The following is a 12,706-nucleotide window of genomic DNA, read 5'->3' as shown; positions in this document are numbered from 1 at the left end:
CCTAGGCTTGCGCGGGCTGCTCCGCGAGCTCTTCCTCCGGAAAGTCTACGGGAAGGCGTTCGGCCAGTTTGTATTTCAACGCGGCGCTGATCAGCGCCGCGAACAGCGGATGCGGCCGGGTCGGACGGCTCTTGAGCTCCGGATGCGCCTGGGTGGCGACGAAGAACGGATGCACCGAAGCCGGGTATTCGACGAACTCGACCAGGTGCCCGTCGGGGGAAGTACCGGAGAAGACCAGCCCGCTCTTGGCGATGGCGTCGCGGTAGGAGTTGTTCACCTCGAACCGGTGCCGGTGCCGCTCGGACACGTTCTCGGTGCCGTACGCCTGCGCGACGACCGAGCCCTTCTTCAGGGTGGCGGGGTAGGCGCCCAAGCGCATGGTGCCGCCCAGATCGGCTTCACCGGCGACGACGTCTTCCTGATCGGCCATGGTCGAGATGACCGGGTTCTCGGTGTCGGGCTCGAACTCCGCGGAGTTCGCGTCGGCGATGCCGACCGACCGCGCCGCCTCGATGACCACGCACTGCAGACCCAGGCACAGCCCGAGCAGCGGGATGCCGCGGTGGCGGGCGTAGCCGATCGCCCCGACCTTGCCCTCGATGCCACGGATGCCGAACCCACCGGGGATCAGCACGGCGTCGACATCACGCAGCGCCGCCTGGGCGCCGACCTCGGTCTCGCACTCGTCCGAGGGCACCCAGCGGATGTTCACCTTGGCGCGATGGGCGAAGCCACCCGCGCGCAGCGCCTCGGTCACCGACAGGTACGCGTCCGGCAGATCGACGTACTTGCCGACCAGCGCGACCTCGACGGTCTCGCGCGGGCTGTGCACGCGATCGAGCAGATCGCCCCACACCTTCCAGTCCACATCGCGGAACGGCAGCCCGAGCTTGCGCACCACATAGGCATCGAGGCCCTCGCTGTGCAGCACCTTCGGGATGTCGTAGATCGACGGCGCGTCCGGCGTGGAGATGCACGCCTCCACATCGACGTCGCACATCAGCGCGATCTTGTTCTTGAGACCCTGCGGCACCTCACGGTCGCAACGCAGGATCAGCGCGTCGGGCTGGATACCGATATTGCGCAACGCGGCCACCGAGTGCTGCGTCGGCTTGGTCTTGAGCTCACCCGAGGGCGCCAGGTACGGCACCAGCGACACATGCAGGAAGAACACATTGTCGCGACCCACATCGTGACGGATCTGGCGGGCCGCCTCGAGGAACGGCTGCGACTCGATGTCACCGACGGTGCCACCGATCTCGGTGATCACCACATCCGGCACATGCCCCTCGAGATCAGGGCCCTGCATCGCCAGGATGCGGCTCTTGATCTCGTCGGTGATGTGCGGAATGACCTGCACCGTATCGCCCAGATACTCACCGCGACGTTCCTTGGCGATCACCGTCGAATAGATCTGACCGGTGGTCACGTTCGCGTCCATCGTCAGATCACGATCGAGGAAGCGCTCGTAGTGACCGACATCCAGGTCGGTCTCCGCGCCGTCCTCGGTGACGAACACCTCGCCGTGCTGGAACGGGTTCATGGTGCCCGGATCGACATTGAGATACGGATCGAGCTTCTGCATCGTCACCCGCATGCCGCGCGCGGTCAGAAGCTGACCGAGGCTGGAGGCGGTGAGACCCTTACCCAATGAGGAGGCGACGCCACCGCTCACGAAGATGTGCTTGGTGGCACTTTTAGCCTGATTCCGTTGATGACCCACGGACCACCACAGTACCGCCTCCCCGGATATTCAAGCGCAACCGAGGTGCGTAAACGGTCGCGTCGGCCGCTGACAGTTGGTCAGGGGCCGGGCTTGCTGCGCCTGGGGAGTTACCCATGTTCTTGCGTGATCAGTTGTTACGTCGGTACGCGAGTCGCGGGAACTCGCCTTGGGGAGGTGGTGAGGTTCTCACTCAGCGGGGCATTGCTACCAGAGTCAGGGAGGTCGCTGACGTGCCTGTTCCGTAGCGGCCCGCGCCGCCGGTGAGTTGTTCGGTGAGGGCGAGTGCTGTTGTTACCCGACCTGTTTCGCGGTCGAGGTTGTCGACTGTGGTGACCGTTGTGGCCAGGGGGGCTTGGGATCGGACGGTGGCTATCGGGGCGTTGCCTTCGGCGGCGCCCGCGCGGCCCGCGAGGACGGTGCCCGCGGCTCGGGCGCGGAGGGCGCCGGTGAAGCGGGCGATAGTCGCGCCCTGGCCGGTGTCGGATTCGACACCGTTGCCGGTGACGACGACGGCAAGTTGGGCGGGGCGGGTCGGGGTGTCGCCATAGGTGAGGAAGCCGCCGCCGCGGAGGGTCTCGAGGATCAGGGCGAGTTCCTGGGGAGTGCTGCGGGGCTGGTTCGTCGTGGGGTCCTGCAGCAGCGCGAGGCCGAGCAGATCGCCTGCGAGGCTGCCCTGGTCCACGGCGCCGGTGTTCAGTTGGGCGCCCGCGGGGACGATGTTGGTCAGAGTGGAGCGCATGCGGTCGCCCTCCCCCGCGTCGACGAAGGACTCGGTGAGGGCTACGCGGCCGGTCAGTGTGGCGCCTGCTGTTTGCAGGGACTTGCTCACGCCGTCGATGTCGCCGGGGTCGGCGTCGGGGGTGGTGAGGACGACAACCGTGCGGTCGGCCAGGGTGCCGCTCAGGATTCGGGCTGCCGAGCCCGCGATGAACTGGTCGGCGGAATCGAGGCGGGCGGTGAGTTGCGCGTTCTGGGCAGACAGTTCGTCCACCTGGGTGTTCAGGTCGGTCTTGTCCGACCGTAAGCCCGAGATCATGCCGCCCGCGAGGGTGTGTGAACCGAGCACCACCCCGACCGCGAGTGCGAGGAAGATCGCCGCGATCGAGATGGCGTGTTGACGCAGCGAGATCACAGCAGACCACGCACCCACAGAACGAAGCTGTTCCAGTACTCGATGGCCCAGTCCAGCATCTCGGAGCCGTTGTGCGAGGCCAAGATCACCACCACGATCGCCACCAGCGCGGCCAGCACCACCAACGCCACCGCGGCACCCGCGGAACGATGCCGGTACAGCGTCGACACCGCGTTCGCGTCGACCAGCTTCGCACCGACCTTCAACCTGGTCAGGAAGGTGGCCGGATTGCTGTCGCGACGCCCACGGTCGAAGAAATCCTCGAGTGAGGCAGGCGCGCCCGCCAGCACGATCAGCGACGCGCCGTGATGGTCGGCCAGCATCAACGCGAGGTCGGTGGGCGAACCCGAGGACGGGAACGTGATGGCGCCGATACCGAGATCCTGGATGCGCTCCAGCCCCTTGGCGTGCCCGTCGGTGTCGGCGGGCAGGATCATCTCGGCGCCGGATTTCAAGGTCTCGGTGCTGATCTCGTCGGGATCGCCGACGATCAGGTCGGGCGTGTACTTGAGTTTGCGCAAGGTATCCGCGCCGCTGCCGACCCCGATCAGAATCGGCGCGTACTCCTTGATGAACGGCTTGAGTCGCTGCAGTTCCGCGAGATGGCCCGAGCCGTCGGCGATCACGACCACGTGCCGGTCGCGCATGTCCAGCTCGATATCGGGCACGCCGACACCGTCGATCAGCAGCGCGCTCTCCGTGCGGACGAATTCGGTGGTGTTGCCCGCGAACGCGTCGAGGTGGTCGGCGAGGCCGTTGCGCGCCTCGATCATGCGATCGGCGATGGCCGACTCGTCGAATTCGATGCCCTCGACCAGGACCTCGGGTTCCTTCTTGGTGAGCTTGTCGGCGTAGACGATGCCGCCGTCGATGCGAACCTTCGACCCGTCCTTGATTCTGCCGAACGCGTCGGAGGACACCGTGTCCATCAACACGATCCCGTTGGCCACCAATACTTCTGGCCCCAGATTGGGATACCGACCGGAAATCGATGGGGAGGTGTTGATCACCGCGAGCACCCCCGCCTCGACCAACCGGTCGGCGGTGTGACGGTCCAGATCGGTCTCGTCGAGGACGACCACGTCCCCTGGACCGACCCGCCGCAGCAATCGTCCGGTATCGCGATCCACCCGGGCGATCCCGGCGACACCGGGCAACGTTTCCGTGTTCCGTGACAACAACGCCGGCATCCTCATAAGGCCGATGATGAAGCCAAACCCTCAACCTTTGGTGGAGGCGCGCCGGTCGGCGCACAGGTGACGACTACCCGTATGCTCCGGGTCACAGACATTTCGGACAGGAGACATATTCATGCCACGCAGCACCGTCGAGACGGTTTTCGACGCACCTCGCGACATCGTCTACCGCCTCTTCACCGAGCGTGAGGCCGTCAGCCCGTACCTGCCGATCCAGGTCAAGCTCGTCAAAGCGGGCGACCCGACCACCGGCGTCGGCGCCCAGCACGTGCTCGGCTTCGGCAAGCTCGGGGTCACCGAGGAGATCACCGCGCTGGTTCCCGGCGAGCGGATGGAATACAAAATCGTCAAGGGCGCGCCGGTCAAGCGCCACGTCGGCGCCATCACCTTCGCCGACACCACCGAGGGCGGCACCCGCGTGGTGTACACGATGGAGTCCGAGCCGTCGCTGCCCGTGCCCGCGAAGGTGCTCGAGTTCGGCCTGCGTCAGCTGACCAACCAGCTCATCGGGGGCGTGCGCAAAGCCCTGCGCTGATCGAAGTCGACGTCGCCTGCCGTTGCGGTAGGCGACGTCGCTTTCTCAGGCAGGCAACCGCTCGGCTCGGGCGGTTTCGAGCAGTTCTTCCGCGTGCGCGCGGCCGGTCTCGGTGTCGTCCAGACCCGCGAGCATGCGTGCCAGCTCCACCACTCGTTCCTCGTCGGTCAGCGTGCGAACTCCGCTGTCCACCTTGCCTTTTCCGTCGTCGGACTTGTTCACCACCAGGTGGGTGTCGGCGAAGGCCGCCACCTGGGGCAGGTGGGTCACAACGATGACCTGGTGGGTGCGGGCCAGGCGGGCAAGGCGCTTGCCGATCTCCACCGCGGCCCGGCCACCGACACCCGCGTCGACCTCGTCGAACACCATGGTCGCGCCGTGATCGGAACCGGCGAGCACCACCTCGAGCGCGAGCATCACCCGCGAGAGTTCACCGCCGGAAGCACTCTTGCTCAAGGGCAGCGACTGCGCGCCTGAGTGCGCCGAGAGCCGGAATTCCACTTCGTCGCACCCATTCGATCCAGCGTGCAGCTGCACCCCGCCGATCTCGAGCGGCGCCGAATCCTGGGCACTGGCCGGGAGCGGACGCACGTGGACTTCCAAACGCGCCTTGCCCATCGCCAGCCCACCGAGCTCGGTGCTCACCGCGCTCGCCAGCTTGCCCGCCGACTTGGCGCGCGCGGCACTGAGTTTGCGTGCCGCCTCCCGCACCTTGCCCGCGGCGGTCTCGACCTCACCGGCCAGCTTGGCCAGCGCGTCCTCGGACACATCGAGCGAGTCGAGGCGCGCGCGCGACTCGTCGGCCCAGGCGATCACGCCGTCGATATCGGGTGCGTATTTGCGGGTCAGGGATTTGAGCTCGGCCTGTCGATTGAGCATCGTGTCCAGCGCGCTGGGATCGGACGGCAATTCCGACAGATAGCTGCTGAGTTCGGTGGCCACATCGACGACCACCGCGATCGCCTCGCCCAGCCGGGGAGCCAGCGCGGCCAGCGCCGGGTCGTCGGCGGAGTCCAGGCGGGCGCGGGCACCGCCGAGCAGATCGAGCACACCGCCGCCGTCGGCCGGCGCGTCGCTGGGACCCGACATCGACTCGTGCGCGGCGACGGCCGCCTCGCGCAACGAATCGAGATCGCTGAGCCTGCGGATCTCGGCGACCAGGCGGGTGTCCTCACCCGGTTCGGGCGCGATGCCGTCGATTTCGGTGAGCGAGTACTTGAGCCGGTCGGCCTCGAGCGCCAATTCCCTACTGCGCGCGGTGCGTTCGAGCAGTTCGGTGCGCGCGTCGAGCCAGGACCGGCGATACACCTGGTACTTGCGCAGCAGTCCGGCGACCCCGTCGCCGGCGAACTGATCGAGTGCCGACAGTTGCTGTTCGGGCCGCTGCAACCGCAACTGGTCGTTCTGGCCGTGCACGGTCAGCAGCCGCGAGGTGAACTCGCCGAGCACCGAGGCGGGCACTCCGCGCCCACCGAGGTGCGCGCGCGAACGTCCGTCGCTGTTGACGGTGCGGACCGCGATCACGCTGCCGTCCTCGTCGGCCTCGGCGCCCGCCGATTCCAGCACTTCCCCGACCGCCGCGCGCGCCGCCTCGTTCACGTCATCGACGACGAAACGGCCCTCCACCACGGCTTTCGTCGCGCCGAGGCGTACCCGTCCCGCGTCGGCACGCGCACCGCTGAGCAGGTGCAGGCTGGTGACAACCATGGTCTTGCCCGCACCGGTCTCGCCGGTGAGCACGGTAAGACCGGCATGGAACTGCGCGGTGGCCGTCGAGATGACACCGAGTCCGTCAATCCTGATCTCTGTCAGCATCAGTGCTCTTCCGTTCGCTGTCTGCCCCGCCAGCCGGTGACCGGCAGCTGGAACTTGCGCACCATCCGGTCAGCGAAGGGCGCCGAATCGAGCCGCACCCAACGTACCGGCTGTTCGCCGCGCACCACTTCGGCACGGCCACCACGCGGCAGCGCGAGGGTTCGCCTGCCGTCGAGGAACACGATCGCATCGTGCCCGGTCGCCACGGTCTCCACCGCGATCCGCGAATCCGGACTGGTCACCAGTGGCCGCGCGAACAACGCGTGCGCATTGCTCGGAATTACCAGCATCGCCTCGACTTCGGGCCAGACCACCGGCCCACCCGCCGAGAACGCGTAGGCGGTCGACCCGGTGGGAGTGGAGATGAGGATCCCATCGCAGCCGAACGCCGAGACCGGCCGCCCGTCCACTTCGAGCACCACTTCCAGCACACCCATGCGCTGCGCGTTCTCGAGGCTGGCCTCGTTGAGCGCCCAGCCGTGTTCGACGATCGTGTCGTCGACGCGCACGGTGACATCGATGGTCATCCGGTTTTCCACCTGGTAGTCGCGATCAACCACCTGCGAGAGCGCCTCGTCGAGGTTCTCGGCCTCGGCTTCGGTGAGAAAACCGATGCGGCCCAGGTTGATTCCGAGCACGGGCACACCGGTGGGCCTGCCGAGTTCGGCCGCGCGCAGGAAGGTGCCGTCGCCCCCGAGGGCGAGCACCATCTCACAGCCCTGTGCCGCGGACGGGCTGTGCGGCACCACCCGCACCGGGTATCCGGCTTCGTCTTCGAACCGGGTGCTGTCGGCCTCGTCGGCCAGCACCCGCAGGCAGATGCCCGCTTCGGCGAAGATCTTCGCCACCCGGTGCGCGGTCTCGATGATCTCCGCGCGGCCGGGATGGGCGACGAGCAGGATCTCCCTGCCGCCGGGATGCGTACTCACTGCGGACCCTCCTCGACAGCGTGCGCGACCAGCGCCCGCACCTGTTCGGCGTCGTAGTCGAACGGGCCGACCTTGCGCAGCCACAGGAAATACTCGACGTTGCCCGACGGGCCCGGCAGCGGACTGGCGACCACACCCAGGGTGCGCAGTCCGAGCGCGGCCGCGGCGTTCGCCACATCGCACACCACCTCGGTACGCAACGCCGGGTCACGCACCACCCCACCCGAGCCGACCCGGTCCTTGCCGACCTCGAACTGCGGTTTCACCATCGGCAGCAGATCGGCACCGTCGGCCGCGCAGGCCGCCAGCGCGGGAAGTACGAGCCCGAGCGAAATGAAGGAAAGGTCGCCGACGACGATGTCGACTGTGCCACTGATGGATTCGGGAGTGATGTTGCGCACATTGGTGCGGTCGAACACCCTGACCCGGTCGTCGTTCTGCAGTCGCCAGATCAGTTGGCCGTAGCCGACGTCGACCGCGACCACTTCGCGCGCGCCCTTGTTGAGCAGCACGTCGGTGAAACCGCCGGTCGACGCACCCGCGTCCAGACACCGCTTATCCGCGATGCTGAGCCCCTCGGGTTCGAAGGCCTCGAGTGCGCCGAGCAGTTTGTGCGCACCACGCGAGGCCCACGACACCTCGTCGGGTTCCTCCCGCACGATCAGCGGGGTTCCCGTCTCCACGGCCGTCGCGGGTTTCACGGCGACGGTTCCGGCAATCAGGACGCGGCCCGCGCCGATCAGTTCGACCGCGTGTTCTCGCGATCGCGCCAATCCGCGGCGAACCAGTTCGGCGTCCACGCGCGCTCGCCTGGCCACCTCAGATCTTGTCCACTGTCGCCAGCGCGTCCACCAGTACGTCGTGCGCCTGCTCGAGGATGCGCGCACGGCGGGTGATGTCGGCGCCGGTCTCGGTGTTCTCCGCCGGGCTCATGGCAGGCGGCGGACCGAGTTCGGCGAGCAGTGCGTCGACATCGGCCTTGATCCTGCTCGGATCAGCCGGTTCCTGATGCGCCGGGACACCGGGCAGGTGAGCGCCCGGCACGGGAATCCCGGGCCGGGGTGGCTGTGACGCGCCGTTCGGCGGTGAACTCGCAGTACTCATCGTGGCGTCAACGCTATCGGATTTCCGAATCGGCTGCGCGCACCCGTACCGCCCGGCCGGGATGCTGTCGCAACAGTTCCGCGATGTCCGCGGGCGCGGCGGGCTCGGCCAGGGCGGTGTCGTTGAGGGCGTCGAGGGTGGCGGCGATGTAAGTGGGGATCCGGGCCGCGGGTGCGCTGATCACCTCGTCGAGGGTGCTGACTCCGGTCAGCACCAGCAGCGAGTCGAGGCCGAGGCCGTTGGCGCCCTCGATATCGGTATCGAGACGGTCGCCGACCACCAGGGCCCGACGGGTGCCCGCTCGCTCGATCGCGTCTTCCATCAGCGGCGCGTAGGGCTTACCCGCGACCAACGGCTCGCGATCGGAGGCGGTGGCCAGCGCGGCGACCATCGAACCGTTGCCCGGCGCGAGGCCGCGCTCGTTGGGCAGGGTGCGGTCGGCATTGGCGGCGATCCACAGCGCGTCGGCGCGCAGGGCGTAGGCGGCTTCGGCTAGGTCCGGCCACGCGGTCGTCGGCGAATGACCTTGCACGACTGCCGACGGCGGGGTGTCGCCGAACCGGCGGACGGGCTCGAGGCCGACGGCTTTCACCTCGGCGACCAGATCGTCGGTGCCGACCACGAGCACCCTGTCGCCGGGGCTCAGACGTTCGGCCAACATGCGCGCGGCGGCTTGCGCGCTGGTCACCACGTCGTCCGCGGTGGCCGGGTAGCCGAGCTCGTCCAGGTGGTGTGCCACGGCACCGGGACCGCGTGCGGCGTTGTTGGTGACGTAGACCAACCGTTGGGCCGAATCACCGTCCGGTACCAGCGCTTTGGGAGCGCCCTCGATGACCTCGGGTCCGCGGTACAGCGTTCCGTCCAGGTCGAGCAGCAAAGCGTCATATTGATCGCGCAGCCGGTTCATCCACCCTCACTCCGTCGTCACTGCCGGGTCGAGCACATCCGCGACCCTAGGCGAAGGCACCGACAGCTTCGGTTCTGCTGCGCTGTCGAATAGCATTCGCTCCCTTCATGATCGAGCATGTGCCGAGTATTCGTGCACGGTGTGCCGGTTCCCACTTCGGCAGCCAGCGCGTCGCGGGCGAGACCGTCGCCTTCTCCCGACCCGGCCGCCGCGGTTCGGCACCCTTCTGACATGCAAAAGGCCGCAGTCCGGGAACCCGTGAGGAGTTCTCGGCCCGCGGCCTGGTGCTGATCTACTGCGCGTCGCCGGTGAGTTCGGTTGCCCGTTCCTCGGCGTCGGTTTCGTCGTCGAGGTCGGCGGCAGCGGCGTTGAGGAACCACTGCAGTCCGTCGTCGGTCCGGCCCGCCGCCACCAGCGCATCGGCGTAGGCGTAGAACAGGCGCGCTGCGGCGGAGCCGGTGCGCGAGGGATCCAGATCCGAAGCCTGCAGCGTCACCACGGCCTGGTCGAACTGACCCAGATCCATCCGGGCGCCGGCCACCACCATGCGCAGCTCAGCGGCTTCGTCACCGGTGAGCGTCTGCGCTTCCTCGCTGCGACCGAGCTCGATGGCCCGTTCGGGCCTGCCGAGGCCACGCTCGCAGTCCGCCATCACCGCGAGCAGTCCGGCGCCACCCGACATCCGTCGCGCGGTCCGCAGCTCCGACAGGGCCTCGGCCCACTCCTCGGCGTGATAGGCCACCACACCGGCGGTCTCACGCACCACCGCGATACGGCCCGCACGCTGCCGCGCGGCCCGTGCGTGTGCCAGCGCGAGGCGCGGGTCGTCTTCGAGCAGCTCGACAGCCATCACCATGTGCCGGGCCACCGAATCGGCGTTGTTCTTGTCCAGGCTCAGCAGATCGCGGCGCACGGCCGGATCCAGATCGGAGGCCTGCACGTCCTCGGGCAGATCGGGCTCCTCGGGACGAGCCGCACGGCGATCGTCCGGTCGCCCGCCTGCCGTGCGAGCACCTTCGCCGCCACGACGACGGTCCTCGCCACCGGACTCCGAACCGCTCCGCGAACGGTCGTCGCGATCTGCACGGGCACCGCGATCAGCGAATCCACGGCGCTCGCCGCGATCGGAGTCACTGCGAACCCGATCGTCACGAACAGAACCGCCGGAACGGTCGTCTCGACCGGCACCACGCGGGCTGTCATCGCGATCCGACGCGTTACCGGCACGCACGGTTTCGCCGTGATCTGAAGCGTCACGGGGGTCATCGCCGTGGTCCGAAGCACGATCGCTGACGGCCGAAGTTTGCGACTGACCATCAGGGGTCACAGTGCCACGCGATTTGTCATCGTCGCGATCCCCGGAGCCGGCCCGGTCGTCACTATCCGACACTCCGCGAAGACGATCGCCCGCATCCGCGTCGGTATCAGCCGATGTGCTTCCGGTGGCCTTGTCGACATCGGCTACCCGAGCCTCATTCGACTCGGGACGCTCGGATGCGGCGTCCTCGGACTGCGCAATGGACGCAGCCGACTTATCCGTCGAGGGCTTGTCGGTCGCTGCCGCAGAGATGTTGTCCGACTCGCTGACCGAGGCCGCGCTGTCGTCGATGGTCGACTCGTCGATATCGGAAGCGGCCGCTGCCGACACGACGCCGAGTACATCGCTTTCGCGCTCCGTGCGCTTCTCGCGGTAGGTGCCGTTGAGCGGCTTGCCGTCCTCACCGACGAACCGTCCCTGACCGCCACCGGCGCGGGCATCACGCTTGAAGCCGCCGCGACCACGATCGTCGTCCCGGCGGGGACCGCGATCGTTGTCGTCGCGCTTGGGGTATCCGCCCTTGTTGCTGTCGTCGCGCTGCGGGTAACCACCCTTGTCGTCGCGCTTCTGGTAGCCGCCACGATCCGAACCACCGCGCGAACGGTCGTCACTGTCATTGCGACGGAAGCCACCGCGATCCGAACTGCCGCCACGGTCGCTTCCACGATCGGAGCTGCCGCGCGAACGGTCGTCGCCTTCGCCGCTACGGAACCCGCCTGCACCGCCACGGGGACGGTCGTCGTTGTTGCCCCGGTAGCCGCCACGGTCACCGCCGCGATCGTAACCACCGGACGGACGGTCGCTGCCGCCTTCGTTCCGCTTGAATCCACCACGATCGCTCGAGCCGCCACGACCGGCATCGTCACGGCGCTGGTAGCCGCCGCGGTCGCCACTGTCACTGCGCTTGAATCCGCCGCGATCGTTGTCGTCACGCTTGGGGTAGCCGCCGCGATCATTGTCGTCGCGCTTGGAGTAGCCACCGCGCCCGGCGTCATCGCGCTTGGGGTAGCCGCCCTTGTTGCCGTCGTCACGGCGCTGGTAGCCACCGCGATCCGAGGAGCCGCCACGATCCGAGCCACCACGGGGGCGGTCGTCGTTGCCGCGGTAGCCTCCACGGTCACCGCCGCGATCGTAACCACCGGAGGGACGGTCGCTGCCGCTTTCATTCCGCTTGAATCCACCACGATCGCTCGAGCCGCCACGACCGGCGTCATCGCGGCGCTGGTAGCCGCCGCGGTCGCCACTGTCGCTGCGCTTGAATCCACCACGGTCACTGCTGCCACCGCGATCGTCACGGTTGTATCCGCCACGATCGTTGTCATCGCGGCGCTGGTAACCACCGCTGCGACCGGCGTCGTCGCGCTTGGGGTAGCCGCCCTTGTTGCCGTCGTCGCGACGCTGGTAGCCACCGCGATCCGAGCTGGCACCACGATCCGAGCCACCACGGGGACGATCGTCGTTACCGCGGTATCCACCGCGATCAGTGGAGCCGCTACGACCGGCGTCATCGCGGCGCGGATAGCCGCCACGGTCGCCACTGTCGCTGCGCTTGAATCCACCACGGTCACTCCTGCCACCGCGATCGTCACGGTTGTATCCGCCACGCTGACCCTCGGGACGACCGGAGCCGCGATTGTCGTCATTGCGACGGAATCCGCCCCGATCGGAGCTGCCACGATCGGAATCACCACGACCGGCGCTACTTCCCCGGCTGCCCGCGTCGTCACGGCGGAATCCGCCGCCTTCGCCACGGCCCGAGCCGCGATTGTCACCGTGTCCGCCGCGGGGGCGATCGGTCGGTTCGCCTCGCCGGCCGAAACCGGGGGCGTCTCCGTCCCGGCGGAAAGGCTTCCGTCCGTCGTTGTGTTCCGACACGGCGATCCCTCTCTAGGTTCCCCGGCCTCCGGGGAGTGTTGTCATGGCCCCGCCACTAAGAATTCAACCACGGACGAAGGACGGGGCATCGTCCGCCTGGCGTACCGGACTCGTATCGAGCCCACAAACGCCGATAGGGGACCCAAATAAGGGTCCCCTATCGCGAAGG

The 12,706-nt window shown here is 68.0% G+C and carries 11 protein-coding genes; 2 read left to right on the top strand and 9 right to left on the bottom strand.

The features are described from left to right. Position 1 precedes the first annotated feature (1 nt). The 3 genes from pyrG to steA all read right to left on the bottom strand — a co-directional run bounded on the left by pyrG (position 2) and on the right by steA (position 4,054). Complete coding sequence (gene pyrG, locus NS1_RS36100) at positions 2 to 1,723, bottom strand: CTP synthase (RefSeq protein WP_082844127.1); 1,722 nt, start codon at positions 1,721 to 1,723, stop codon at positions 2 to 4. 193 nt (positions 1,724 to 1,916) lie between these two features. Then, positions 1,917 to 2,858: a copper transporter gene (locus NS1_RS36095; RefSeq protein ID WP_157125588.1), complete on the bottom strand. Its 942-nt coding sequence runs from the start codon at positions 2,856 to 2,858 to the stop codon at positions 1,917 to 1,919. Continuing rightward, positions 2,855 to 4,054 (bottom strand): putative cytokinetic ring protein SteA, encoded by a 1,200-nt coding sequence (gene steA / locus NS1_RS36090; RefSeq protein ID WP_062991871.1) that lies wholly within the window; start codon positions 4,052 to 4,054, stop codon positions 2,855 to 2,857. Before steA ends, NS1_RS36095 begins: the two co-directional genes overlap by 4 nt. 115 nt (positions 4,055 to 4,169) lie before the next feature. Between steA and NS1_RS36085 the strand changes: the two genes are divergently transcribed. Next, positions 4,170 to 4,589, top strand: coding sequence for an SRPBCC family protein (locus tag NS1_RS36085; RefSeq protein WP_056822863.1), 420 nt, complete (start codon positions 4,170 to 4,172; stop codon positions 4,587 to 4,589). 45 nt (positions 4,590 to 4,634) lie between these two features. Here NS1_RS36085 and recN read toward each other — a convergent pair whose 3' ends face one another. The 6 genes from recN to NS1_RS36055 all read right to left on the bottom strand — a co-directional run bounded on the left by recN (position 4,635) and on the right by NS1_RS36055 (position 10,575). Beyond that, the gene (gene recN / locus NS1_RS36080) at positions 4,635 to 6,404 is read right to left on the bottom strand and encodes a DNA repair protein RecN (protein WP_062991869.1); all 1,770 of its coding nucleotides are present in this window, start codon (positions 6,402 to 6,404) and stop codon (positions 4,635 to 4,637) included. Then, positions 6,404 to 7,333 carry an NAD kinase gene (locus tag NS1_RS36075; protein ID WP_056822857.1) on the bottom strand — a complete coding sequence of 310 codons (930 nt, stop codon included), beginning with the start codon at positions 7,331 to 7,333 and terminating at the stop codon, positions 6,404 to 6,406. The genes recN and NS1_RS36075 overlap by 1 nt, the downstream gene beginning before the upstream one ends. Further along, complete coding sequence (locus NS1_RS36070; RefSeq protein ID WP_056822854.1) at positions 7,330 to 8,151, bottom strand: TlyA family RNA methyltransferase; 822 nt, start codon at positions 8,149 to 8,151, stop codon at positions 7,330 to 7,332. Before NS1_RS36070 ends, NS1_RS36075 begins: the two co-directional genes overlap by 4 nt. Position 8,152: 1 nt before the next feature. Further along, a complete protein-coding gene (locus NS1_RS36065) occupies positions 8,153 to 8,437 on the bottom strand; it encodes a hypothetical protein (protein WP_062991867.1) in 285 nt (94 codons plus the stop codon). A 13-nt stretch (positions 8,438 to 8,450) separates the two neighbouring features. Then, on the bottom strand, positions 8,451 to 9,344 hold the full coding sequence (locus NS1_RS36060; RefSeq protein ID WP_062991865.1) for an HAD-IIA family hydrolase: 894 nt from the start codon (positions 9,342 to 9,344) through the stop codon (positions 8,451 to 8,453). A gap of 292 nt (positions 9,345 to 9,636) precedes the next feature. After that, positions 9,637 to 10,575, bottom strand: coding sequence for a hypothetical protein (locus tag NS1_RS36055; RefSeq protein WP_084504770.1), 939 nt, complete (start codon positions 10,573 to 10,575; stop codon positions 9,637 to 9,639). A 72-nt stretch (positions 10,576 to 10,647) separates the two neighbouring features. Here NS1_RS36055 and NS1_RS40590 point away from each other — a divergent pair, with 72 nt between their 5' ends. Next, entirely contained in the window at positions 10,648 to 12,687 is a 2,040-nt protein-coding gene (locus NS1_RS40590; RefSeq protein WP_157125584.1) for a hypothetical protein, read from the top strand. Positions 12,688 to 12,706: the final 19 nt, after the last annotated feature.

This window comes from Nocardia salmonicida NBRC 13393 (assembly GCF_001613085.1).
In the GTDB taxonomy this organism is placed as follows: domain Bacteria; phylum Actinomycetota; class Actinomycetes; order Mycobacteriales; family Mycobacteriaceae; genus Nocardia; species Nocardia salmonicida.
This window is presented reverse-complemented; position numbering and strand designations above follow the sequence as displayed.